The sequence below is a fragment of the Actinoplanes sp. NPDC000266 genome (genome assembly GCF_042899005.1).
Lineage (GTDB): Bacteria > Actinomycetota > Actinomycetes > Mycobacteriales > Micromonosporaceae > Actinoplanes.
Genome location: NZ_JBIAZI010000004.1, coordinates 368,844 through 392,490, shown reverse-complemented (window position 1 = coordinate 392,490; position 23,647 = coordinate 368,844). Strand labels below are relative to the sequence as shown.

General features: G+C 70.8%; 21 protein-coding genes. 15 read left to right on the top strand and 6 right to left on the bottom strand.

The genetic code is table 11. The annotated features are described in order from the left end of the window. The first annotated feature begins 158 nt into the window (after window positions 1–158). Both ACFY36_RS18380 and fgd read left to right on the top strand, forming a co-directional pair. Window positions 159–1,133 (top strand): glycoside hydrolase family protein, encoded by a 975-nt coding sequence (locus tag ACFY36_RS18380; RefSeq protein ID WP_499747162.1) that lies wholly within the window; start codon window positions 159–161, stop codon window positions 1,131–1,133. A gap of 10 nt (window positions 1,134–1,143) precedes the next feature. After that, entirely contained in the window at window positions 1,144–2,145 is a 1,002-nt protein-coding gene (gene fgd, locus ACFY36_RS18375; RefSeq protein ID WP_499747161.1) for a glucose-6-phosphate dehydrogenase (coenzyme-F420), read from the top strand. Here fgd and ACFY36_RS18370 read toward each other — a convergent pair. Continuing rightward, window positions 2,132–3,577 (bottom strand): glycosyltransferase family 2 protein, encoded by a 1,446-nt coding sequence (locus ACFY36_RS18370; protein ID WP_499747160.1) that lies wholly within the window; start codon window positions 3,575–3,577, stop codon window positions 2,132–2,134. The two genes, fgd and ACFY36_RS18370, sit on opposite strands and share 14 nt — an antisense overlap. 236 nt (window positions 3,578–3,813) lie before the next feature. Between ACFY36_RS18370 and ACFY36_RS18365 the strand changes: the two genes are divergently transcribed. Together ACFY36_RS18365 and ACFY36_RS18360 are read left to right on the top strand one after the other, a co-directional pair. Continuing rightward, on the top strand, window positions 3,814–4,686 hold the full coding sequence (locus ACFY36_RS18365) for an LLM class F420-dependent oxidoreductase (protein ID WP_499747159.1): 873 nt from the start codon (window positions 3,814–3,816) through the stop codon (window positions 4,684–4,686). Then, window positions 4,683–5,339, top strand: a complete 657-nt coding sequence (locus ACFY36_RS18360; protein WP_499747158.1) for an HAD family hydrolase — start codon at window positions 4,683–4,685, stop codon at window positions 5,337–5,339. The genes ACFY36_RS18365 and ACFY36_RS18360 overlap by 4 nt, the downstream gene beginning before the upstream one ends. Here the strand turns inward: ACFY36_RS18360 and ACFY36_RS18355 are convergent. Further along, the gene (locus ACFY36_RS18355) at window positions 5,287–6,450 is read right to left on the bottom strand and encodes an FAD-dependent monooxygenase (protein WP_499747157.1); all 1,164 of its coding nucleotides are present in this window, start codon (window positions 6,448–6,450) and stop codon (window positions 5,287–5,289) included. The genes ACFY36_RS18360 and ACFY36_RS18355 overlap by 53 nt on opposite strands. Window positions 6,451–6,528: 78 nt before the next feature. Between ACFY36_RS18355 and ACFY36_RS18350 the strand changes: the two genes are divergently transcribed. The 4 genes from ACFY36_RS18350 to ACFY36_RS18335 all read left to right on the top strand — a co-directional run bounded on the left by ACFY36_RS18350 (window position 6,529) and on the right by ACFY36_RS18335 (window position 9,550). Then, complete coding sequence (locus tag ACFY36_RS18350; RefSeq protein ID WP_499747156.1) at window positions 6,529–7,182, top strand: TetR/AcrR family transcriptional regulator; 654 nt, start codon at window positions 6,529–6,531, stop codon at window positions 7,180–7,182. A 75-nt stretch (window positions 7,183–7,257) separates the two neighbouring features. Continuing rightward, the gene (locus ACFY36_RS18345) at window positions 7,258–8,928 is read left to right on the top strand and encodes a sodium:solute symporter family protein (protein WP_499747155.1); all 1,671 of its coding nucleotides are present in this window, start codon (window positions 7,258–7,260) and stop codon (window positions 8,926–8,928) included. An 11-nt stretch (window positions 8,929–8,939) separates the two neighbouring features. Next, window positions 8,940–9,209, top strand: a complete 270-nt coding sequence (locus tag ACFY36_RS18340; protein WP_499747154.1) for a hypothetical protein — start codon at window positions 8,940–8,942, stop codon at window positions 9,207–9,209. Window positions 9,210–9,295: 86 nt separating this feature from the next. Next, complete coding sequence (locus tag ACFY36_RS18335) at window positions 9,296–9,550, top strand: hypothetical protein (protein ID WP_499747153.1); 255 nt, start codon at window positions 9,296–9,298, stop codon at window positions 9,548–9,550. On the opposite strand, the gene ACFY36_RS18330 is transcribed toward ACFY36_RS18335, so the two are convergent. Further along, window positions 9,547–10,668 (bottom strand): PQQ-dependent sugar dehydrogenase, encoded by a 1,122-nt coding sequence (locus tag ACFY36_RS18330; RefSeq protein WP_499747152.1) that lies wholly within the window; start codon window positions 10,666–10,668, stop codon window positions 9,547–9,549. The two genes, ACFY36_RS18335 and ACFY36_RS18330, sit on opposite strands and share 4 nt — an antisense overlap. A gap of 116 nt (window positions 10,669–10,784) precedes the next feature. Between ACFY36_RS18330 and ACFY36_RS18325 the strand changes: the two genes are divergently transcribed. From ACFY36_RS18325 to ACFY36_RS18300, 6 genes are all read left to right on the top strand, one after another. After that, entirely contained in the window at window positions 10,785–12,260 is a 1,476-nt protein-coding gene (locus ACFY36_RS18325; protein WP_499747151.1) for an alpha/beta hydrolase, read from the top strand. A 20-nt stretch (window positions 12,261–12,280) separates the two neighbouring features. After that, window positions 12,281–13,465: an MFS transporter gene (locus tag ACFY36_RS18320; protein ID WP_499747150.1), complete on the top strand. Its 1,185-nt coding sequence runs from the start codon at window positions 12,281–12,283 to the stop codon at window positions 13,463–13,465. Window positions 13,466–13,478: 13 nt separating this feature from the next. Next, the gene (locus ACFY36_RS18315; protein ID WP_499747149.1) at window positions 13,479–15,323 is read left to right on the top strand and encodes an ABC transporter ATP-binding protein; all 1,845 of its coding nucleotides are present in this window, start codon (window positions 13,479–13,481) and stop codon (window positions 15,321–15,323) included. A gap of 2 nt (window positions 15,324–15,325) precedes the next feature. Continuing rightward, on the top strand, window positions 15,326–17,236 hold the full coding sequence (locus ACFY36_RS18310; protein WP_499747556.1) for an ABC transporter ATP-binding protein: 1,911 nt from the start codon (window positions 15,326–15,328) through the stop codon (window positions 17,234–17,236). 82 nt (window positions 17,237–17,318) lie between these two features. Then, window positions 17,319–19,277, top strand: coding sequence for a gamma-glutamyltransferase (gene ggt, locus ACFY36_RS18305; RefSeq protein ID WP_499747148.1), 1,959 nt, complete (start codon window positions 17,319–17,321; stop codon window positions 19,275–19,277). Window positions 19,278–19,365: 88 nt separating this feature from the next. Then, on the top strand, window positions 19,366–19,890 hold the full coding sequence (locus ACFY36_RS18300; protein WP_499747147.1) for a peptidase M23: 525 nt from the start codon (window positions 19,366–19,368) through the stop codon (window positions 19,888–19,890). 15 nt (window positions 19,891–19,905) lie between these two features. On the opposite strand, the gene ACFY36_RS18295 is transcribed toward ACFY36_RS18300, so the two are convergent. Both ACFY36_RS18295 and ACFY36_RS18290 read right to left on the bottom strand, forming a co-directional pair. After that, a complete protein-coding gene (locus ACFY36_RS18295) occupies window positions 19,906–20,913 on the bottom strand; it encodes a hypothetical protein (protein ID WP_499747146.1) in 1,008 nt (335 codons plus the stop codon). Next, window positions 20,910–21,251, bottom strand: a complete 342-nt coding sequence (locus ACFY36_RS18290) for a PadR family transcriptional regulator (protein ID WP_499747145.1) — start codon at window positions 21,249–21,251, stop codon at window positions 20,910–20,912. The genes ACFY36_RS18295 and ACFY36_RS18290 overlap by 4 nt, the downstream gene beginning before the upstream one ends. A 62-nt stretch (window positions 21,252–21,313) precedes the next feature. Here ACFY36_RS18290 and ACFY36_RS18285 point away from each other — a divergent pair, with 62 nt between their 5' ends. After that, window positions 21,314–21,484, top strand: a complete 171-nt coding sequence (locus ACFY36_RS18285) for a hypothetical protein (protein WP_499747144.1) — start codon at window positions 21,314–21,316, stop codon at window positions 21,482–21,484. A 3-nt stretch (window positions 21,485–21,487) separates the two neighbouring features. On the opposite strand, the gene ACFY36_RS18280 is transcribed toward ACFY36_RS18285, so the two are convergent. Then, window positions 21,488–23,614: an ATP-binding protein gene (locus ACFY36_RS18280; RefSeq protein WP_499747143.1), complete on the bottom strand. Its 2,127-nt coding sequence runs from the start codon at window positions 23,612–23,614 to the stop codon at window positions 21,488–21,490. Window positions 23,615–23,647 lie beyond the last annotated feature (33 nt).

Below are 23,647 nucleotides of genomic sequence, written 5' to 3'. Positions count from 1 at the left end.
GCCGGGGGGGGGCCGGGGGGGTGGGGGCCGGCTTCGCCGTGGGGCGGCGCCCGGGGGGGGGGGGGCCCCCGGGCCGCGGGGGGGGGGGGGCGGGGGGGGCCCCGGGCGGCGCCGCCCCCCCCCCCGCGACCAAGGTCGGCCTCGGCCTCTCCCAGAAGGTGCTGACCGCGGCCCTGGCCACCACCGCGGTCGTCGGCGGCGGGGTCGCCGTCGTGGTCACCCAGCAGCCCGACCCGCCGAAGGTCGCCACGGCCGCGGTGCAGGCGCCGGCGCCGGCGCCGGCGACGACCCGCCCGTCGCCCACCCCGTCGAAGACGCCGGCCAAACCCTCGCCCACCCCGTCCAGGACCCCCACGCTCAAGCCGACCAGCGCGGCGCCGATCGTGATCCCGGCCAAGGAGAGCAAGAAGAAGGGCGTCGGAGTCTGGAAGTTCACCGGGTCGAAAGCGGCGCTGTCCGACGTCGGCGCGGGCTGGTATTACAACTGGGGCCCGAACAACAACGACGTGCCCGGCCCGTCCGGCGTCGAGTTCGTCCCGATGGTCTGGGGCAAGGCCAACGTCACCGACGCCACCCTGTCCGAGGTCAAGAAGGAGGGCGACGTCCTGCTGGGCTTCAACGAGCCCGACATGGGCGGTCAGGCCAACATGACCGTCGAGGACGCCCTGGCCGCCTGGCCCAAGCTGCAGGCGACCGGCATGCGCCTGGGCAGCCCCTCGGTGGCGTACGGCGGTGACACCCCCGGAGGCTGGCTCGACCGCTTCATGAGCGGGGCGGAGGACAAGGGTTACCGGGTCGACTTCATCACCCTGCACTGGTACGGATCCGACTTCAGCGCGGCCGCGGTCAACCAGTTCCTGGGCTACGTCGACGCCGTGCACAAGCGTTACAACAAGCCGATCTGGGTCACCGAGTTCGGCTTGATGAATTTCTCCGGTACGCCCAAATATCCGACCCAGGCGCAGCTGGTGACCTTCATCAAGGGCACCACCAAGGGCCTGGAGAACAGAGCATGGCTCGAGCGGTACGCCTGGTTCGGCCTGCCCGCCGTCGGCGACAGCGCCGACTTCGGCCTGTACAAGGACGGCGACAGTCCGACCGAGGCCGGAAAGGCCTACAAAGCCGCGGGTTAGTGTCAGGGACATGATTCGGTTCGGGTACAAGGCTTCGGCGGAGCAGTTCCCGCCGTCGGAACTTCTCAACTACAGCGTGCTGGCCGAGGAGCTCGGCTTCGACTCCGTCTTCGTCAGCGACCACCTCCAGCCGTGGCGGCACGACGGCGGTCACGCGCCGGCGGCGCTGCCCTGGCTGGGCGCCCTCGCCGCCCGCACCGAGCGGATCCTGATCGGCACGAGCGTTCTCACGCCGTCGTTCCGCTACCACCCGGCCGTGGTGGCCCAGGCGTTCGCCACGCTGGGCTGCCTGGCCCCGGAGCGGGTCGTGCTCGGCGTGGGCTCGGGCGAGTCGCTCAACGAGGTGCCGCTGGGCATCCCGTGGCCGGACGGCAAGGAGCGCTTCGCCCGGCTCAAGGAGGCCGTGCAGCTCATCCAGAAGCTGTGGCGCGAGGACCGGGTGACGTTCGACGGGCAGTTCTACCAGACCGAGAACGCCACGATCTACGACAAGCCGGAGATCCCGGTGCCGATCTACATCGGCGCCTCCGGCCCGTCCGCGACCCGGCTCGCCGGCCGCATCGCCGACGGCTTCATCACCACCAGCGGCAAGGGCCGGGAGCTCTACACGGACACGCTGCTGCCGGCGGTCCGCGAGGGCGCCGAGAAGGCCGGTCGCAAGATCGACGACCTCGACCTGCTGATCGAGGTGAAGGTCTCGTTCGACGACGACCACGAGAAGGCCCGCCAGGACACCCGGCACTGGGGCGCCCTGGCCCTCACGCCCGACGAGAAGACCGGCGTCGAGGACCCGATCGAGATGCAGCGCCTCTCCGACGAGCTGCCGGTCGAGCGCACCGCCTCCCGCTGGATCGTGTCGTCCGACCACGGCGAGCACGCCGAGAAGATCGCCGAATATCTCGACATGGGCTTCAAGCACCTGGTCTTCCACGCTCCCGGCCCCGACCAGGAGCGTTTCCTGCGCCTCTACAGCGAGAAGATCCTCCCGCAGCTGCGCTCTAGGGTTTCTTGACCGACCGCAGCCGGCCCCGGCGGCCGCCGGCCGGGCCCGCACCTTCGCCGTTGATGACGCGCAGGTCGGGCTGCGACTGGCGGCCGGCGATCCGCCGGCGCCGAGCGCCCACCTCACCCGGCTGCTTGGGCGCCCGGGGCAGCGGCAGCCAGGCGTCCTCGGCCACGCGGGGCTGCACGTCCGGCCCGAAGAGCGGCTCGGGATGCGCGGCCGGATAGGGCGGCACGGGCTGGTTCTGACCGCGCCGCTCCCGCCACAGATCCCGCGCGGGTGGCGCGGTCCGGCGCGACGGACTCCAGATCGGCTCCCCAGGCGCCCGCCGATCGGCCTGCCGCCAGACGTCAGCAGTGGTCCGCTCACGCCCGCCCGCCGAACCTTGGCCGCCCGGCGTGCCTTTCCCGCCCGCCGTGCCTTTCCCGCCCGCCAAACCTTGCCCGCCCGGCGTGCCTTTCCCGCCCGCCGTGTCTTGCCCGCCCCCCGTGTCTTGCCCGCCCGCCGTGCCGCCCACGGTGCCTTGGCCGCCCGGCGTGCCTTCCCAGCCCGGCGTGCGTTCCCAGCCCGCCCTTGCCTGACTTTCCCGATTTGTCCGGCGCTTCGGGCGGTCGGCGGAGCGAGGCTCGGGGGTGATCCGATAACCCGGCCCGTCCTGCTCCAGGCGGAACCCCGGGCCGTACTGGACGCGCGGAAACCCCGGGGTCGTGGCCGGAGAAGGGCCAGCCGCCGGGCGGACGATCGGGGGTGGGGTGTAGGAGCGGCGGTCGCGTCGCTCGCGCAGGGCGGTTCGCAGCCAATGGTGCAGGCGGGGCCGGTCGTCGCGGTGAGCGCGCCGGATCGGGGGGAAGGCCACGCTGGGGATCTCGGTGACCCGCAGGCCCCGGAGGGCCGGGCGGATCGCCAGCAGGGGGCCGATTTCCGGGCCCTCGCCCCAGGCCGCGCCGGCCCGGACGGCCGGGTCGGGAAGATCCAGGTGGTCCGCCGCGTCCCGCCAGAAGGCGGCGTATCCGAAACCGGGGTCGGTGCGGCGCGTGCCGAGCAGCGCGTTCAGGCACCAGACGAGAATCAGGTGGGACCAGCGGCGGAACCGGCCGCCGGTGAGGTCGCGGCCCCCGGCCACGTAGCGCGATCCGACCGCCACGTCGGCCCCCTCCACCAGCGCCGCCACGAAGCGCGGGATCTCGGCCGGGTCGGTCGAGCCGTCGCCGTTGAGGGTGACCACCACGTCGCCGCGGGCGGCCGCGATTCCGGACGCGAGCGCATTACCGGGGCCGGGCCGGGTAGGAGACACCACGACAGCGCCGGGCCGCAGGTTCCGCGCCGCCACGGCGGCCGCCGAGCCGGCCTCGGCCACCACCACGACCTCGTCCACCGGTGGCAGGCCGCGCAGCATCAGCGGCAGGCCCGCGGGGTCCCGGACGGGAAGGACGACGCTCACGGAGGGTGACGACGTTCGGGCGCGGTTCGTCGCTGAGGGAAGCGGCGAAGGAAGCATGGCGGTGCTCCTCAAGCTTGTTCCTGATCTTCGAAACTACCGGCCGGCAACCGTTCAGCAACTCAGCGGAACGGCCGAGGAAGATCGTTCCCGGGGTTCGAACCGGCCGTTGAGCGGACACCCTGCGTACAAAAGCATGATTAGGTTTTGTCGGAGCGTCTCTTGCGAGGGGAACGGCTGTGAAACTGGGTTTGCACATCTCGAACTTCACCTGGCCCGAGGGGGCGCCGAGGCTCGGGCCGGTGCTCGGTGAGGTCGCCTCGGCTGCCGACGAGGCCGGCTTCGAGCGGATCAGCGTCATGGACCACCTGTGGCAGATCCAGGCCATCGGGCCGGCCGAGTGGGACATGCTCGAGGCGTACACCGCCCTGGGCTTCCTGGCCGCGCACACTAAGAAGGCCAAGCTGCTGACGCTGGTGACCGGCGTCGTCTATCGCGAGCCGGGCCTGCTGGCCAAGGCGGTGACCACGCTCGACGTGCTCTCCGGGGGCCGGGCCATCCTCGGCATCGGCGCCGCCTGGAACGAGGAGGAGTCGGTGGGTCTCGGCCTGCCGTTCCCGCCGACCAAGGAGCGGTTCGAGCGGCTCGAGGAGGCGCTGAGGATCTGCCGGCAGATGTTCGACGGCGACGAGACGCCGTTCGAGGGCACGCATTACCGGCTGGGCCGGCCGCTGAACTCGCCGCGGCCGCTGAGCCGCCCGCACCCGCCGATCCTCATCGGTGGTGGCGGTGAGAAGAAGACGTTGCGGCTGGTGGCGCAGTACGCCGATGCCTGCAACCTTTTCCCCGGCCCGCAGTTGCAGCACAAGCTCGACGTGCTCAAGCAGCACTGCGAGGACGTGGGCCGCGACTACGACGAGATCCAGAAAACCGTGATGGTGCCGTTCGACCTCGGCGAGAACGGCGAGCGGGTCGGCGAGATCATCGAGACGCTGACCCGGCTGGCCGGCATGGGCTTCCAGGTCGGGCACGGCGGCCTGCGCAACGTGTGGGACACCAAGCAGTTCGAGATCTTCGCCAAGGAGATCGTGCCGGCGGCGGAGGCGCTGTGACCATCTCCGCGGTGATCTTCGACCTCGACGGCGTCATCATCGACACCGAGGAGGTCTGGGAGGACGTCCGGCGGTCGTACGTGGCGTCGTACGGCAAGTCCTTCCTTCCCGATTCTCAAGATCGCATGATGGGCATGAGTACGGGGGAGTGGTCCACCCACCTGGCTGACGAGGTTGGCGTTCCACGGACACCGTCGGAGGTCGCTTCCGACGTCCTCGGCCAGATGGCGGTTCGGTACAAATCCGATCTGCCGCTCATCCCCGGAGCGGTGGAGGTTGTGAAGCGGCTGGGGGAGAGCTTCACGCTCGGGCTCGCCAGCTCGTCGGCCCGGGTTCTGATCGACCAGGTGCTGGCCACGGCCGGGCTGACCGGCGCCTTCAAGGTGGCCATGTCGACCGAGGAGGTGCCGCGGGGCAAGCCGGCGCCGGACGTCTATCTGGCCGTCGCCGGCAAGCTCGGCGTCGCGCCGGAGAACTGCGCGGCGATCGAGGACTCCAGCAACGGCCTGCGTTCGGCCGCCGCCGCCGGGATGGCGGTGATCGCCGTCCCGCACGGCGTCTATCCGCCGGCGGCGGACGCGCTGGCCGGCGCCGCTCTGGTCATCGACCGCCTGCCGGATCTGACGGCCGAAGCGGTCGCGGCTCTGCGGTGAGCTCCAGGTTCGTGGCCCGGTCGGCCGCGATCTTGAAGGTCAGGTCGAGGAACCACTTGCGGTTGTTGAGGTAGTTCCGCACGTTGATGCCTCTTTGTGTGCGAGGAGCGAGGAACCGGCCGGTCGTGTCGCCGCCCTTCTGGGTGCCGCGCGCGAACCGGCCGATTCTCTTCTCGTACGCCTCGAAGGCCACCCGGTGATCGCCGCGCGCCGCCGCCAGCTCGGCCGCGAGCACGTACGCGCAGACCAGCGCCGTCCCGTTGCCCTGCCCGCCGATCGTGGCCCCGCTGGCCGCGTCGCCGACCAGCGCGACCCGGCCGCGGGTCCACTCGGGAGCGCCGACCCGGCAGATCTGGTCGAAATAGAGGTCGTCGCCCATCGTGGCCAGCAGCTCCGGCGCCCGCCAGCCCATGCCGGCGTACCGCTCGCGCAGGATCTTCTTCGCGGCGGCGGGATCGTGGCGGTCGTACTCGATCTTGTCGGACGCGAACGCCGCGAAGGCGCCGTCGCCGCCCGTGCTGATCATGCGGCCGGGCTCGTTGTAGAGCAGCATGTCGCGGGAGATCGCCGGCACGCCCCAGGTCGCCACGTAGTAGCCCAGGTGTTTCACGAATCGCTCCTCGGGCCCGAAGGTCAGCCGCCGCACCCGTGAGTGCACGCCGTCGGCCCCGACGACCAGGTCGAAGGTGCGCTGCGTCCCGCCGGCGAAGGTGACGTCGACGCCGCCACCGTGCTCGTCGAGCGCGGCGATGCTGTCGCCGAAGAGATATTCGGTGTGCCCGGCGCCGGCGTCGACCAGGATCCGGGCCAGGTCGCCCCGGCGCACCTCGAGGTCGCCGCCGGCCAGCCCGGCCGGCCACTCCATCAGCTTGGCGCCGTTCGCGTCGACGAAGCGCATCGCCGTGCCGCCGGTCTGCACCGCGCGCAGGCCGTCGAGCACGCCCATCCGCTCCAGCAGGCCCATGTGCAGAGGGCCGCGGAAGTCGACCGCGCTCCCGCCGGTGCGCAGCTCGGGGGCGATCTCGACGACCGTCGGCCGGATGCCGAAGCGGCCGAGCCAATAGGCGAGGGCGGGGCCGGCGATGCTCGCGCCGGAGATGAGGACGTCCATGTCATGCCTCCGAAAAACTGTGTCCATCGGACTCGGTTATTTCTGTGTACGATAGACACAGTTCCGAGGGAGGGCAAGATGTTTTTCTGGGAGGAGCGCCCGCGGACCCGGGGGCCGAAGCCCGCGCTGACGCTCGATCAGATCGCCGGCGCCGCGATCGCGGTGGCCGACGCCGAGGGGCTGGCCGCGGTCACCATGCAGCGGGTGGCGGCCGACCTCGGCTTCACGAAGATGTCGCTCTACCGCTACGTGCCCGGCAAGACCGAGCTGGTCGCGGTGATGCTGGAACAGGCCATCGGCGCCCCGCCTCCGCTCCCGGCCGGGGACTGGCGGGCCGCGCTGAGGTCCTGGGCCGAGGCGCTGCTCGACCGCTACGTGCCGCATCCGTGGGCGATGGAGGCGACCGTCGGCGGCCGCCCGATCGGGCCGAACGAGCTCGGATGGATGGAGAGCGCGCTGGCCGTGCTGCCGGCCGGGCTCACCGGGGCCGAGCGGATGGACGCGGTGGCCAGCGTCGCCGGTCAGGTCCGCATGATCGCCGGGCAGGCCGGAACTCGCGAGAGCGAGCTGACCGCCACCATCGGGCTCGTCCTGCGAGAGCATCCGGACCGCTTCCCGGCCCTGGCCGCGGCGGTCGCCGACGCCGCCGAGCGCGGCGGCGCCGATCAGGCGTTCGACTTCGGCCTGAGCCGGATCCTGGACGGCGTCGACATGCTGTTACGTGACAGGTAGTGCGAAGGACACATCGAGGTGTGAAAGATCTTCGTCTCGGGTAGCCCATGGCGACTTTCGCCATGGAGGTGGCCTGTGGAGGTACTTGCGGCGAGCGGCCTACGGCTCGACCTCGACATCTTCGATTACCTGATTCTGATCCTCTACTTCGGCACGGTGCTCGGTGTGGGCTTCGCGGCGCGGAGAGCGATCAAGACGAGCGCCGACTTCTTCCTGTCCGGCCGCTCGATGCCGGCCTGGGTCACCGGCCTCGCGTTCGTCTCGGCGAACCTGGGCGCGCTGGAGATCCTGGGCATGGCCGCCAACGGCGCCCAGTACGGTCTGATGACCCTGCACTACTACTGGATCGGCGCCGTGCCCGCCATGGTGTTCCTCGGCATCGTGATGATGCCGTTCTACTACGGCTCGAAGGTGCACAGCGTCCCCGAGTTCCTGCGGCGGCGCTTCAACAACTCGACCCACCTGTTCAACGCGGTCAGCTTCGCGGTGGCCCAGGTTCTCATCGCCGGCGTGAACTTGTTCGCGCTGGCACTGATCCTGCAGGCACTGCTCGGCTGGCCGCTCTGGGTCTCGATCGGCCTCGGCGCCGCCATCGTGCTGATCTACATCGGCGTCGGCGGCCTGTCCTCGGCCATCTACAACGAGGTGCTCCAGTTCTTCGTGATCCTGGCCGGCCTGCTCCCGATCACCATCGTCGGCCTGGTCAAGGTCGGCGGCATCGACGGCCTGTTCGAGAAGGTGCGGCAGAGCCCGCTCGGCGAGGCCGGACTGCACACCTGGGCCGACACGGCGACCAGCGACAACCCGCTCGGCGCGAACTGGATCGGCATCATCTTCGGCCTGGGCTTCGTGCTCTCGTTCGGATATTGGACGACCAACTTCGCCGAGGTGCAGCGGGCGCTCTCGGCCAAGGACATGAGCGCGGCCCGGCGTACCCCGATCATCGGCGCCTTCCCGAAGCTGCTGATCCCGGTCGTCACCGTCGTTCCCGGCCTGATCGCCCTGGTCACGGTCAAGGGCCTGGGCGCCGAGTCGGGCGACCTCACCTACAACAACGCGATCCCGCTGCTGATGCGCGACCTGCTGCCCAACGGCGTGCTCGGAGTCGCGGTCACCGGTCTGCTGGCCTCGTTCATGGCCGGCATGGCGGCCAACGTGAGCGGTTTCAACACGGTCTTCACGTACGACATCTGGCAGCCCTACATCCGCAAGGGCCGCAGCGACGACTACTACCTGAAGGTCGGCCGCTGGGCGACGTTCGGCGGCGTGGTCATCGGCATCGGCACCGCCTTCATCGCGGCCGGCTACGACAACATCATGAACTACATCCAGGCGCTGTTCTCGCTGTTCAACGCCCCGTTGTTCGCGACCTTCATCGTCGGCATGTTCTGGAAGCGGATGTCGGCCTGGGCCGGCTTCTGGTCGCTGCTGCTCGGCTTCCTGGCCTCGCTCGCGCTCTACCTGGGCCACATCACCGAGACCATCCACTTCAACTCCGACCTGGAGGAGAGCTTCTGGGGCGCCGGCGCGGCCTTCGTGACCGCCGTCGTCGTGGCCATCCTGGTCACCCTGTTCACCCCGCCGAAGCCGGAGGAGGAGCTCCGCGGCCTCGTCTACGGCCTGGGCGGCACCAGCACCAGCGGCGAAGTGATCATCTCGGGGGACAAGGTGTGGTGGCGTAACCCGGTCCTGCTCGGCACGATCGCGGTCGTGCTGGCCTTCGTCCTGTACATCCCGGTCTGGTAAGGAGAACCGTCATGGCTGAGGAAAAGGAGAAGGCGTCCGCGGCCGCGCGCCTGTTCGACGTCCGGCGCGTGATCGGTGGCCTCTTCGTCGTCTACGGCGTGATCGTCACGCTGCTCGGCATCTTCGACAACCAGTCGGAGATCGACAAGGCCCAGGGTGTACGGATCAACCTGTGGATGGGCCTCGCGATGCTGGCCCTGGGCCTGTTGTTCCTGCTCTGGCTGCGGCTCAGCCCGCCGGAGGCGCCCAAGGCCAAGGAGCCCGAGTCCGAGTCCGAATGATTGTCGGGGCGGTGTGACCCGGTTGCGGTCGGGTTGCGCCGCCCCATACCTTCGCAACGCGGCGCCCGGCGTCCGATAGACACGGCATGGAACGCGTCGCCCCCATCAGCTACGCCACCGGCGGAGGCTCCCGATCCGCCGGGTGGCAACAACAGGTCAGAGTCGACTATGTGGTCAACAAGGTCATGCAGACCCACCGGGGTCAGACCGAGGATTCGGTTGCGCAGGCCATCAGCGACCAGCTCCGCGCCGTCGGCGTGGTGCCCAACGGCCGCCAGATCAAGGTGTACGCCGCCGCGATCTCGGCCCTCCCGCAACTTCCGCCCAACACCAACCGCTAGCTCTGGGCCGCGGGGAACCGCAGGATCCGGTCGTCACCGTCCTGCGGGTCCCCGCGGCCGTCCCGGTTCGAGGTGGTCAGCCAGAGAGCGCCGTCCGGCGCGGCGGCCACCGTCCGCAGACGTCCGTACGTCCCGCTGAACTCGGCCCGCGGCTCGCCGCCGGTCAGCGGAACGACCCACAGCCGCTCGCCGCGCAGGCCGGCCACGTAGAGGTTGCCGCCGGCGACCGCGGCGCCCGAGGGCGAGGCCTCGTCGGTCGACCACTGCACCATCGGATCCACGTATCTGCCGTCGCCGGCCTTACCCTCGACCTCGGGCCAGCCGTAGTTCTGGCCCGGCTCGATCACGTTGACCTCGTCCCACGTGTTCTGGCCGAACTCGACGCCGTACATCTTCCCGTCCGCGCCCCAGGCCAGGCCCTGCACGTTGCGGTGGCCCATCGACCAGACCCGCGAGCCCGCGGTGGGGTTGCCGGGCGCGGCCGCGCCGTCCCGGGTGATCCGCAGGATCTTGCCGTTCAGGTCGTCGCGGTCCTGCGAGGCGCTCCCGTCGCCGGCGTCACCCGTGCCCACGTACAGGAAGCCGTCGGGGCCGAACGCTATCCGGCCGCCGTTGTGAACGCCCGCCTTGTCGATCCCGTCCAGGATGACCTTGGTCGCCGCCCCACCTTCCCCCAGCGCAAATCGGATAATTCGGTTATCGGAGTCTCCGGTGAAATAGGCGTACACAAACTTGTTGTTCGCATAGTCCGGGTCGACGGCGATTCCCAGGAGCCCGCCTTCCCCCGCCGCGGAGACGCCGTCGATGTGGTGAACCTTGCGAGGATCGCCACCGCCGGCCGGGATCTGGAGGATGTCGCCGCTCTCCCGCTCGCTGACCAGAGCGCTGCCGTCGGGCAGGAAGGCCAGGCCCCACGGGACCTCGATGCCAGTCGCGATGAGCTGCGGCATTCCCAGCCTGACCTCGGTGGCTGCCTTCGGGGCCGAGGCCGAGGCCGAGCTCGAGGCCGAGGGCGCCGGGGCATAGGTGGCCTGTCCCTTGGGCGTGCTCTCCGCTTCCGAACATCCCACGAGCAACGCTGTTCCGGCGGCCGCGAAGGCGAGACGGGTGCGATTCATCGCCCAACGGTGCCACGCCCCGGCGAACTTCACCCATTCGCCAGACTCGCGATCGGGGTTCGTCCGAAGATGGGGCCGCGCGGTGCGACGGCCGTGCAGGGCGGAGATGCAGCGCGGTGCGAGCTACGGCGCGACCCTTCCGGGCCGCGATTCTCACGGTCATCACCCTGCTGACGTACGGGGTGACGCCCACCCGGGCCGCGGCGGCCGCCTTCGTCATCACGTGGAAGACGTGCCCCGAGAACGAGGCGGTCCAATGCGGAACCATGCGCGTCCCCGCGAACTGGGCGAACCCGTCCGGCCCGACGGCGATGCTGACGATCGCCCGGCGTAAGGCCGCCGACCCGGCCCGCCGCGCCGGCGCGCTGCTGGTCAACCCGGGCGGCCCCGGCGGTTCGGCGGTCGATTTCACGCTCAGCGCCACCACGTTCTTCGGCGAGGACCTGAGGGCACGCTTCGACATCGTCGGCATGGACCCGCGGGGCGTCGGCCGCAGCACCCCCGTGCTCTGCTCACGGGACCTGGTCGACGCCCAGCCCGACCCCTTGATCAATTCCCAGAAGGCGTACGACGCCACGATCGCGTACAACCGCAAGCTGGCCGCCGACTGCGCCGGCCGCACCGGCCCGGTCTTCCCCCACGTCGACACGGCCAGTGTGGTCCGCGACATGGAGGCGGTCCGCGCCGCCCTGGGCGAGGAGAAGATCAGCTTCTACGGCGCCTCGTACGGCACCCTGATGGGCCAGCAGTACGCGCGGCTCTACCCGTCCCGCCTGCGCGCCCTGGTCCTGGACAGCGTGATGGACCACGGCGCCGGCCTGACCCGCTTCATGACCGAGGAGACGGACGCCGCCGAGGACGCGTTCCATCAGTTCACGGCCTGGTGCGCCCGGGACGCCCAGTGCATCCTGCGAGGCCAGGACGTCAACAAGGTCTGGTCGGACGCGGTCGCCCGGGCCCGGGCGGGAACCCTGCGCAACCCGTACGACCCGCCCCGTGCCCTCACCCTGGCCGAGCTGATCGGCGCGGCTTTCGCGGCCTTCTACGAGCCCCAGTGGTACTCGTTCGCCTACTACCTGCGCGACGCCCTGGCCGCCAAGCCCACGGGCAAGCGGGCCCCGGCCCCACCGGTCGACCTGATCGACCACAGCTTCCCCGCGGTGATCTGCGAGGACTGGCACCTGCCGGTGACCGGCTTCCCCGACCTGCGGCACCACCTTGAGGCGCTGGCCAAGCGCTCCCCGCACATGCTGGTGTCGCCGCTGGCCCTGGCGGCGCTGACGGGCTGCCTGGGCTGGCCGTCCCCGCCGGACAATCCGCAGAGCGCTTCCGGGCCCCCGCCGGCCACGATCCCGACCCTGCTGGTGAACTCCCGGCACGACCCGGCCACGGCCTATCCCTGGGCGCAGCGGGTGGCCGGGCAGCTGGGCCCGAAGGCGGCTCTGCTGACGTACGACGGGTGGGGCCACGTCATCTACAACCGGAGCCCCTGCGTGGCCGGCGCGGTCGACAAGTACTTGACCGCGCTCACTCTGCCGGCCCGCGGCACGACGTGCCCATCGGTGGCGCCGCAGCCGTTCGGGGTCGGCTGAGCGGGGTAAAGAATGCCGCAATGACCTTGACCCGCTATGTGGGTGCCGCCGTGTGCGCCCGTCTCGCCGACGAGGGCGCCCGGGTGGCGATCCTGCTCCTCGCGCTCGATCGCACGGGCGACGCGGCGCTCGGCGGGCTGTTGATCGCGGCGCTGATGGTGCCGCACGTCGTGGCGGCGCCCATCACGGGCGCCCTGGCCGATGCCGTCCACCGGCGGCGGCTTCTCTATTTCCTGGCTTTTCTGGGGTACGGCGGCGCGCTGCTCACGGGCGCCGAGATGATCGGCCGTTCGACCGTGGCCGCCGTGGTGCTCCTGATCTTCGCCGGGTGCTGCGCGCCGCTGCTGATCGGCGGCCTGAGCAGCCTGCTCCCCGATCTCGTGCCGGGCCGGTTGGAGCGCGCGTTCGGGTTCGACGTGATGTCGTACAGCATCGCCGGAATCGCCGGTCCGGCCCTGGCCGCCGTCCTCGCCGACCTGGCCGGCGCCTCCTGGTCGGTGGTCGGCCTGGTCACCCTGGTCGTGGCCGGCGCCATCCTCGTGGCCTCCCTCCCGCTGCCGAGCGCTGACAGCAGCCCGAAGCGGATCCGCTCGCCCCTGGCCGGGCTCACGGTGATGGTGCGGCGGCCCCGGCTCGGAGCGGTCACCCTCGGGACGATCTTCAGCATGCTCGGGGTCGGCGCCCTGCCGCTGGTCGCGGCGTTGCTCGCCGACGAGGCCGGGCGTCATGAGCTGACCGGGCTGGTGCTGTCGGCCGGGGCCGCGGGTGGGCTGCTCACCTCGCTGCTGCTCACCAGGTGGCCGATCCGGCGATGGCGGCCCGAGCGGGTGGTCGCCGTGTCGCTGGCCGCCACCGTGCTGCCCTTCCTTCTTCTCATCCTGTTGCCCGCGGGCTGGGCCGGGCTGCCGCTCTTCGCGCTCGCCGGCGCGCTGGGTGTCCCGGTCTCGGTGGCGGTCTTCGCCGTACGGGATCAGGAGTCGCCGCCGGAGATCCGCACCCAGGTCTTCACCCTCGGCGCCGGGGTCAAGGTCACCGCGGCCGCCGCCGGCGCCGCCGTGGCCGGGTTCGCCGCGCCCGCCGGAATCGTCGTTCTGCTGGCCGGGATCGCGGTCTGCCAGGCGCTGGGGGCGCTGGCCGTCGTATTGGTGCCGCGGGTCACGCCGGCGCCGGAGCCGGTCCCGAGTATCGTTAGCCAGGCTAACTAGATTGGAGGCGCCGTTGAGTCGTCGCGCGCCCCGGGCGTCCATCGATCCGGATGTTCGCAAGACCTGGCTGCGCCGGGCGCTGCCACTGGTCAAGGCCCACAAGACCCTGCTCATCACCTCGCTCACGCTGTCCTTCGCCGGGCTGATCGTGCAGGTGCAGATCCCCAACCTCGTCCGCATCGGCATCGACGACGCGGTGGTCGACCGCACCGGCGACCTGGCCACGTACGTCTGGTGGATCGTCGGTCTCGCCCTGGTCCAGGGCCTGATCAACTATCTGGCCCGGCTCTATCTGCTGCGCACGGCGTACGAGATGGAGTACGACCTGCGCAACATCGTCTACTCGCATCTGGTGCGGATGCCGTTCGGCTTCTACGACCGGGTGCAGACCGGCGAGCTGATGTCGCGCTCCGGTTCCGACATCCGCGCCGTGCAGATGTACCTGTCGTTCGGCCCCTCGATCCTCGTGCAGTGCCTGATCGCGGTCGTCGCCTTCGGGCTCATGCTCTCGATCAACGTGCCGCTGGCCATCGTCGCCATGGTGACCATGCCGATCATCGGGGTCCTCGGCGTCAGCATGCGCAAGGCGATCTTCCCGGTGTCGTGGCTGATCCAGGCCCGCCTGGCCCAGCTGGCCACGGTCGTCGACGAGAACATCCAGGGTGTACGCATCGTGAAGGCCTTCGCGGCGGAGGGGCGCCAGCTGCGGTCGCTGGCCGAGAGCGCCGACCGGATCCGCTGGGCCTACCGCCAGGACGCGCGGATCCGCAGCCGCTGGAATCCGCTGCTGGACAACCTGCCGCGGCTCGGGCTCGCCCTGGTGCTGCTGGTCGGCGGTCTCATGGTCATCGACGGGCACACCACCGTGGGCACGATCGTCGCCTTCAACTCGTACATCCTCATGCTTCAGCCGCCGTTCCGGATGCTCGGCATGATGATCATGATGGGCCAGCGGGCGTCGGCGTCGGCCCGGCGTATCTACGAGATCCTCGATACGCCGTCGGACGTCGTGGACGGCCCCGATCCGGTCGTCGTGCCCCTCCGCGGCGATCTTGCGTTCGAGGACGTCGTCTTCGCGTACCCCAATGGGACCGTCGCTCTTGAAGGTCTGAACCTGCGCATCAGGCCGGGGGAGACCGTGGCGGTGGTCGGCGGGACCGGAAGCGGGAAGTCGACGCTCGGGCGGCTGGCCGCGCGGTTCTACGACGTGACGTCCGGCCGGGTGACCATCGACGGGCACGACGTGCGTGACGTGAGCCTCGCGTCACTGCGCGAGCAGGTGGGCATCGTGCCCGACGAGCCGTTCCTGTTCTCCCTCTCGATCCACGACAACATCGCCTACGGCAAACCGCACGCCTCCCGGGATGAAGTCGTCGCCGCGGCCGTCGCGGCCGGCGCCGACGAGTTCATCCGGAACCTGGCGGAGGGGTACGACACTGTGGTCGGTGAACGCGGCTACACCCTCTCCGGCGGTCAGCGTCAGCGGGTCGCCATCGCGCGGGCGCTGCTGGTCAACCCGCCGATCCTGGTGCTGGACGACGCGACCAGCGCCATCGACGTGACGGTCGAGCAGATGATCCACTCGTCGCTGCGCGACAAGATGCGTGGCCGCACAACGTTGATCGTCGCGCACCGCCTCTCCACGATCAGCCTGGCCGAGCGCGTGGTCCTGATGGACGGCGGCCGCGTGATCGCCGACGGCACCCACGAGTCGCTGCTGGCCACCGAGCCGCGCTATGCGGAAGTTCTGGCCGCGCAGGGTGACGGCACGACCCCCGGCGCACCGCCCATCGCCGCGCAGGGTGACGGCGTGACCCTCGGCGCGCCGGCCGTCGCCGCTCAGGGAGGCTCAGCGTGAGCATGTTCGGTGGCGGCTTCGGCGGCTTCAACGTCGGTGGCCGCCCGACCATGGGCGCGGCCGGCCGCAAGGGCAACGGCCTGCCGTTCGCCGGCATCCCCGACGACCTGGCCGAGGGCGTGGCCAAGCTCGAATCCCGCGAGCCCGAGCACGGCGACCCCGGCGCCCGCTACGACCCGGAGCGCGACCGGGGCGCTCGCATCTCGATCGGCCGGCTGCTGATCGGCCGCCCGGGCCTGCTGCTCGCCGCCTCCCTGGCCATCCTCGTCGAGACCCTGCTGTTGCAGGCCGGCCCCTACCTCGTGCAGGTCGGCATCGACCACGGCATCACCGACCGCAACGTCCGGGTCCTGGTCATCGCGACCGCCTGCTTCGTGGCCGCCATCCTGCTCACCGGCCTGGCCACCGCGATCCGCATGCGCAAGAGCGGCCTGCTCGCCGCGGCCGCCACCCGTGACCTGCGGATCCGCATCTTCGCCCACCTGCAGCGCATGTCGCTCGACTACTACACGCGGGAGAAGGCCGGCGTCACCCTGACCCGGATGACCTCCGACGTGGAGTCGTTGCAGAACCTGCTCCAGGACGGTTTCGCCCAGTTCCTCATCCAGGGCCTGACCATGGTCGTGGTGACCGGCGTGCTGTTCCACTACAACGCCGAGCTCGCCATCATCACCCTGGTCCTGGTCGTCCCGCCGCTGACGATCGCGTCGCTGTGGTTCCGGCACGCGGCCGACCGCGGCTACAACCGCCAGCGCGACACCATCGCCGCCATGTTCGCCGACCTGGCCGAGTCGCTGAACGGCGTCCGCGTGGTCACCGCCCACAACCGCCAGGAGCGCAACGTCGCCGCCCACCGCGAGGTGGTCGGCTCGTACCGCGACGCGAACGACTGGACGGGCCGGATCAACGCCATCTACGGCCCCGGCACGTCGGTGATCGGCCTGATCGCGATGGCGGTGATGCTGCTGCTGGGCGGCCGGATGGTGCTGCGTGGCGAGCTGACGGTCGGCGAGCTGACCGCGTTCGTGCTCTACATCAACTCGTTCTTCCAGCCGGTGCAGCAACTGGTCCAGCTCTACACCCAGTACCAGCAGGGCAAGGCGGCCATCGGCAAGATCCGCGGCCTGCTCTCGTCCGAGCCGTCGGTGGTGCCCGGCCGGCTGACCCTCCCACCGGTCGAGGGCGAGATCGTCTTCGACGGCGTGACGTTCGGCTACCTCCCCGACCGCCCGGTCCTCGAGGGCGTCGACCTGCGGATCGCCCCCGGCGAGACCATCGCCTGCGTGGGGCCGACCGGAGCCGGCAAGTCCACCCTGGCCAAACTGGTGACCCGCTTCTACGACCCTTCTTCAGGCAAAATCACGATTGATGGGTACGATCTCCGCGACGTGACCTTGAGTTCGTTGCGCCGCCAGATCGGGGTCGTGCCGCAGGAGCCGTTCCTGTTCGCCGGCACGCTCCGCGACAACATCGCTTTCGCCCGCCCTGCAGCGACCGACGAAGAAGTGTGGGCCGCCGTGGACGCGGTGGGCCTGCGCGACCTGGTCGAGCGTTCCCCCGAGGGCCTGGACACGCCCCTGCACGAGCGCGGCCAGTCGGTGTCCTCGGGTGAACGCCAGCTCCTGGCCCTGGCCCGGGCGTTCCTGGCCTCCCCGCGCGTGGTGGTCCTGGACGAGGCGACGTCCAGCCTGGACCTGCGTTCGGAGCTGCGGGTGGAGGCGGCATTGGACGCCTTGCTGGAGGGCCGCACCGCCATCCTGGTCGCCCATCGCCTGTCCACGGCCATGCGAGCCGACCGCATCATCGTGGTCGACGACCACCGCATCATCGAGTCCGGCTCCCACGCCGAGTTGGTGGCCGCGGGCGGCGCCTACGCCGCGATGTTCGAGACGTGGGCGGCCCATTCGCGGTAAGCCGCCCCCGGTTGTGCGGCGCATTCCCGGCGAGTCTGGTAGGCAGGGATAGACCGTCAGCTCTGCCTACTTCGGAGGATCGATGCGGATCTTGCCGGTACTAGCTGCACTCTCCCTGTCGGCAACGGCACTCGCCGCCCCGACCCCGGCCTTGGCCGCCGCTCCAGCTTCGGCCGGCACCCCGGCTCTGGCCGGCACCCCGGCTCTGGCCGGCACCCCGGCTCTGGCCGGCACCCCGGCTCTGGCCGGCACCCCGGCTCTGGCCGGCGCCCCGGCTCTGGCCGGCGCCCCGGCTCTGGCCGGCACCCCAGCTCTCGCCGGCGCCCCGGTTTCGGCCGGCACCCCGGCTCTTGGGCCCACGGCCACCGGGTACGGCGGCGCCGTCGCCACCGTCGACCCGACCGCGACCGCCGTCGGCGTCGACGTGCTGCGCCGTGGCGGCAACGCCGTCGACGCCGCCTTGGCCGCCGCGGCCACGCTGGGCGTGACCGAGCCGTTCTCGGCCGGCATCGGCGGCGGCGGCTTCTTCGTCTACTACGACGCCCGCAAACGTGCCGTCTCCACCATCGACGGCCGCGAGTCGGGCCCGGCCACGATGAAGGAGACCCACTTCATCGACCCGGCCGACGGCTTGCCGTACGACTTCCCCGAGGCCCGGGTCTCAGGCCTTTCCGTCGGTACGCCCGGCACGCTCGCCACCTGGGACACCGCCGCCCGTAAGTGGGGCACACGTTCGCTGGCCAGCCTTCTCCAGCCGGCCGCGAAGGTCGCCGACCGCGGCTTCGCCGTGGACGCCACCTTCCGCCAGCAGGTGGCCGACAACGCCGCCGCCTTCGGCCAGTTCCCCGCGACCAGCGCCATCTACCTGCCCGGCGGCGCGCCCCCGGCCGTAGGTTCGACGCTGCGCAACCCCGACCTGGCCGACACGTACCGCCTGATCGCCCGCAAGGGCATCGGCGTGCTCTACAACGGCCCGGTCGGCGCCGACATCGTCCGCACCGTGCAGAACCCGCCGGTCGCCACCACGCCGATCGGCTCGTGGGCATATCCGATCCGGCCCGGCACGCTGACCACCGCCGACCTGCGCAACTACCGGGTGCGGACGCCCGCCCCGACCCGCTCGGACTTCCGCGGCCTGACCGTCTACGGCATGTCGACCCCGTCCAGCGGCGGCGTGGCGGTCAGCGAGGCCTTGAACATCCTGGAGAACAAGAAGGTCACCCCGCAGAACGCCCTGCACTACTACTTGGAGGCGTCGGCCCTGTCGTTCGCCGACCGCAACCGCTACGTAGGCGCCAACACCCCCCAGCCCGTCCTGAACAAGCTCGTCTCCGACCGCTGGGCCGCCCAGCGCGCCTGCCAGATCAACCCGGCCCGCGCCTTGACCAAGCCCGTCCCGCCCGGCGACATCACCGCTTCCGGCTGCACCCCGGCCACCGTGGGCGGCCCCACCGAGCAGGGCATGAGCACCACGAACCTGACGGTCGCCGACAAGTGGGGCAACGTCGTCGAGTACACGTTCACCATCGAGCAGACCGGCGGCAACGCGATGGTGGTCCCCGGCCGCGGCTTCCTGCTGAACAACGAGCTGACCGACTTCAACTTCACCAACACCCAGGCCCCCGCCGCCGACCCGAACCTGCCCGGCCCCAACAAGCGCCCCCGCAGCTCGATGTCGCCGACAATCGTCCTGAAGGACGGCAAGCCTTTCCTGGCCCTGGGCTCCCCGGGCGGCGCCACCATCATCACCACGGTCCTCCAGGTGCTGGTCAACCGCCTGGTCCTGAACCAGTCGCTGCCGGCCGCGATGGCCGCCCCACGAGCGTCCCAGCGCAACACCGCCGGCATCCAGGCCGAGCCGGCTTTCCACACCACATACGGCCCTGCCCTGACCGCACTGGGCCACACATTCGCCCCCGACGTCCCCGAGTTGGGCGCGGCCACCGCCATCGAGCTGACCCCCCGAGGCAGCTTCATCGCATCGGCCGAACCCACCCGCCGGGGAGGCGGCGCCGCCGCGGTAGTCCACCCCACCCGCTGACCCTCTTTCGCTGAGCCCGAGGGGCATGATCGGGAGACCGGTCATGCCCCTCGATCTATGAGATCGACAACCTGTACTCTTCGCCGTCGTGCGCCCGCTTTTCGTGATCGCCGTCGCTGTGCTGGCCGGCTTCATCATCAGTCCTCTGCTCCGTGCCAACGCCGCCTGCACACCGAGCCCCGCGGCTTCGGCGTCCACAGTGACCTTGACCAAGTGGAACGACGAGCAGGTCGCCAACGCCCGCCTCATCGTCACCATCGGCAACGAGCGGCGAGTGCCGAACCGCGGCCTGGTGATCGCCGTCGCCACCGCCCTCCAGGAGTCCGGCCTGCGCAACCTGCGCGGCGGCGATCGTGACTCCATCGGCCTGTTCCAGCAGCGCCCCAGCCAGGGCTGGGGCACCCCCAAGCAGCTTTCCGACCCGGGCTATCAGACCCGAAAGTTCTACGACAAGCTGCTCACCATCAACGGCTGGCAGACGATGCGCCTCACCGACGCCGCCCAGGCCGTCCAGATCTCAGCCTTCCCGAACGCCTACGCCAAGCACACCACCTCGGCCACCCACCTGGTCGAGGCCCTGAGCGCCCCGGCCCCTTGCACGTCCGACGTCTGAGAGTTGCCGCCGACCTCAGGTGCGGCTCTTGTCGTAGCGCTGGACGCCCCGGACCGGGCTGCCGCACGCCTCGCAACGATCGTGGACGGTCAGCCGCCGCTGAAGCCCGAGGGCCAGGAGCAACAATCCGGCCCCGAGCGCCACGACGAGCACGGCCGTCGCGGCCAGCGAGGAGTAGTTCGTGTTCCACTGGCCGTAGAGGTTGCCGGTCAGCGTGCGCGTCAGCTCCTGAATCGTGATCAGGCCGATCGGGGCGAGCAGGATCAGCAGGGCCCAGCCGCCGCGGGCGCGGCCGGTCATCCCGAAGCCCACCGCGACCGCGATCGCCACGGCCAGCAGGATGAGACCGGTCGCCGTCATCGTGTAGATGCCCGACTCGCCGAGGTAGCCGATGGCGTAGTCGAACCCGGGCCGGCTGATCGCGGCCGCCGCCGCTCCGGCCGCGAGGGGCAGCAGCCGCTCGATCAGGGGGAGGCGGCCGGCGCCGAGCGCGAGAACTCCCAGCGCGAACTGGGGCAGCAGGACGTAGACCGGCGGCCGGTACACCTCGGTGACGGTGGACAGCGGCACCACGGCCACCGTCGCCAGCAACGCGACCCCGATCGACACCCGCGACCACTGTGGACGTACCACGAAGATGAAGGCGGCCAGGAGCCACGTCGCCCACACGATCACGCCGAGCGAGGAGAACGGGCCGAACCGGGGGATCTCCCATGTGATGTCGGGCGGCAGCGGAGCCGCCTCGACTACCGCCCAGATCGCCGCGAGGGCCGTGGCCGTCGCCATGGCGAGCAGCCCGGCGAGGCGCAGGCCGGGACGCAGCTCGGTCACGTCGGTGGCCCGCAGATGCTGTCGCGCCCCGGCGGTGGCCAGGTCGGCCACGTCGCGCGGGGATGGTCGTCGCTTGCCGGGCGGCGCGAGCTCGAGGTAGGTGCCGACGATCTCGGCCTCCCTCTCGTGCCGGTAGCCGGCGGGGTAGAAGAGCCGGACCAGGAGCTGATAGCGGCGTTCCAGGGTGCTCATGCCCATCCTTCGTTGAACCGGGGGATCTTGCGCAGGCGTTCGGTGGCCGCCTCGACGTTGCGGCGCATGCGTTCGGTCTCTTCCACGAGGGTCTCGCCGCCCTGCTCCGAGAGCCGGTAATACCGGCGGAGCCTGCTGTCGACCACCTCCTCGTGGTCGACCTCGACCAGGCCGGCGTCGACGAGCCGGTCGAGCGCGCCGTAGAGCGTGCCCGGCCGCAGCGTCACCCGCCCGCCGGACAGCCGGCTCACCTCGGTGATGAGGCCATAGCCATGCAGAGGCTCGCCGGCGAGCGCGGTCAGGATCAGGAAGGTCGGTTCCCGCAGCGGTGTTTCCACGTGGCGTAATATATCGGCTGCGAAGGCATCATGGAACCCCTCAAAGTGGGTATAGCCGTCGCATGAGCGATGACGAAACAGTGGGCGGCGCCAGCACCGACCAGCACGTCGACGACAAGGAGGAGGCCGGTGAGTTCACCACGGACAAGCCGCCCACCGACACGACCCCGGCCGACGGCAGCACCAACGCCGGCATCAACGAGACACGGGCGAACGCCGAGCCGGCCGACTGATTCTCAGCGGGCGACGAGCGGCAGCCGGACCAGCACGGTCGAGCCCGGCCCGTCGTGGTCGACCAGCTCGATGCTGCCGTGATGTTTGCTGACCACCGCCCGGCTCAGCGTCAGGCCCAGTCCGGTGCCCGGGATGGCCTTGTCCCGGGTGCGGGCCGTGCGATAAAGCCCGGTGAACATCTTGTCCCGCTCGTCGTCCGAGACCCCCAGCCCCGCGTCCGAGACGGCCAGTTCGGCCGCGTGCCCGGTCGCGCGCAGGGTCACCCCGATGTGCCCGCCGTCCGGGCTGTACTTCACCGCGTTGCCGAGCAGGTTGTCCACCACCTGTCGCAGGCGTTTGCGGTCGCCCGACAGCAGAAGCTGGTCCGGCACCTCGTCCTCGATCACCAGCGGCGCGCCGTCGATCGCGGCCCGCGCCTTGGCCACCGAGTCGCGGACCACCTCGGCCAGGTCCATCGGCATCAGCTGCACGTCGGCGTGACCGGTGTCGAGCGCGTTCAGCTCCATCAGCTCGTTGATGATGTCGCGCAGCGAGTTCGTGTTCCGCTCGATCACTTCCAGCAGGCGGGGGCCGTCCGCCACCAGCGACTTCTCGTCCGCCTCGCGCAGCAGCTCCGTATAGGCGCTGATCGACGTCAGCGGCGTGCGAAGCTCGTGGCCGACGAGCGCCAGGTACTCGTTCTTCGTACGGATCAATTGTCTTTGAAGGTCCTCGACCAGCCTCTTCTCGACGAACTGGCCGATGTGCGCGGCGATGCCCGACATCAGGGCCAGGAGCTCGTCCTCCGGATCCTCGACCGTGTCGGCGAAGACGGTGAGTACGCCGAGGGTCTCAAATCCCTCCCGCACCGGGATCGCCAGCGCCGTGTGCAGCCGCGACGTCGCCGCCGTCTCCTCCGAGATCAGGCTCTGCGGCTGGCCCACGTCGCGGATCCACAGCGGCTTGCCGACCTGCCACGAGCGCCCGGCCAGCCCGGTGCCGTAGGAGAGGTCGACCGGCGTCTCGATGTCCTCCTGCCAGCCCGGCGCGCTCCATCGGGCCGCCGAGCGCACCACCGCGGCCGCCTTGTCGACCAGCCAGAGCTCGGCGTGCACCCAGTCGAGGGTGCTCACCACCGACTCGAGCACGCGCGGACCGGCCGCCTCGATGCTGGGCGCCTCGGCCAGCGCGGTGATCACCGCCAGCTCGCATGTGCGGAACCGCTCCACCCGGCGCCGCCGGGTCACGTCCTGTACGGCCTGGACCGCGCCGACGGTGCTCCCGTCCGGGCCGACGATCGGGTGGGCGTCGACCAGGTAGTGCCGCGAGCGCCCGTGCTGCCCGTGCAGCACCACCTCGGCGTCGGCCACGTGGTCGCCGCGCAGCGCTCGGAAGAGGCCCAGGTCGGCCCGCCGGATCGGCTTGCCGTCGGCGTCGGTGAGCTGGTCGAGCGTCTCGTCGGACAGCCCGCTGTCGCCCCACAGTTTGCGCATCCGCTCGTTGACGAAAACGATCCGCCCCTGCTCGTCGCAGGCGGTGACCCCGTCGTGGAGGCTGTCCAGGACGGCGTCGAGGAAACGGCGCTGCCGGTCGATCTCGTAACGGTTGAGCTGCTCGGTGATCAGCAGGGTGCTGACCTGCGCGGCCTCGGCCACCGAGGCGATGTCGGCGGACGACCACTGCCGGGGCTCGTCGTCGACCGCGCAGCAGATGCCGAGCACGGCGCCGGACTGATCGCGGATGGGATGCCCCAGATAGGCGCCGCTCGATTCCAGGCTGTTCGCCGGCACGCGATCGTCGGCCCGCACGTCGTCGATCACCAGCGGGGCGTCGCCGCTGACCACGAGGCCGGCCAGCGAGTCCTCGAGAGGCGTGTCGGCCACGTCCTCCCACGGGATCCGGAGCCCGTAACCCCCGTACAGCCGAAGCTTGCCGCCCTGAACGAAATGGATGAGCCCGACCGGTGCGTGCGCGGCCCGTGCCACCAGCGCCGCCAGTTGATCGGCGGCCCCGCTGGTCAGCACGCCGCGATGCAACTCGGCCACCTGCTGCAAGAGGCCCTCGGGTCGCCACGGCAGTCCACCCCCGGCCCCGGCGGTCGGCTCAGGCGCCGTCTCTCCGCCGCTCAGGCCAGGGTCGTCTCGCCGCATCGCCTACCTTCCGGCCCGCCTCCGTTCCCTTCA

Coding starts and splice junctions, on each gene's coding strand:
- fgd (WP_499747161.1), top strand. CDS start 1,144: ATGATTCGGTTCGGGTACAAGGCTTCGGCGGAGCAGTTCCCGCCGTCG.
- ACFY36_RS18330 (WP_499747152.1), bottom strand. CDS start 10,668: ATGAATCGCACCCGTCTCGCCTTCGCGGCCGCCGGAACAGCGTTGCTC.
- ACFY36_RS18320 (WP_499747150.1), top strand. CDS start 12,281: ATGACCTTGACCCGCTATGTGGGTGCCGCCGTGTGCGCCCGTCTCGCC.
- ACFY36_RS18355 (WP_499747157.1), bottom strand. CDS start 6,450: ATGGACGTCCTCATCTCCGGCGCGAGCATCGCCGGCCCCGCCCTCGCC.
- ACFY36_RS18340 (WP_499747154.1), top strand. CDS start 8,940: ATGGCTGAGGAAAAGGAGAAGGCGTCCGCGGCCGCGCGCCTGTTCGAC.
- ACFY36_RS18295 (WP_499747146.1), bottom strand. CDS start 20,913: ATGAGCACCCTGGAACGCCGCTATCAGCTCCTGGTCCGGCTCTTCTAC.
- ggt (WP_499747148.1), top strand. CDS start 17,319: ATGCGGATCTTGCCGGTACTAGCTGCACTCTCCCTGTCGGCAACGGCA.
- ACFY36_RS18280 (WP_499747143.1), bottom strand. CDS start 23,614: ATGCGGCGAGACGACCCTGGCCTGAGCGGCGGAGAGACGGCGCCTGAG.
- ACFY36_RS18335 (WP_499747153.1), top strand. CDS start 9,296: ATGGAACGCGTCGCCCCCATCAGCTACGCCACCGGCGGAGGCTCCCGA.
- ACFY36_RS18350 (WP_499747156.1), top strand. CDS start 6,529: ATGTTTTTCTGGGAGGAGCGCCCGCGGACCCGGGGGCCGAAGCCCGCG.
- ACFY36_RS18310 (WP_499747556.1), top strand. CDS start 15,326: ATGTTCGGTGGCGGCTTCGGCGGCTTCAACGTCGGTGGCCGCCCGACC.
- ACFY36_RS18285 (WP_499747144.1), top strand. CDS start 21,314: ATGAGCGATGACGAAACAGTGGGCGGCGCCAGCACCGACCAGCACGTC.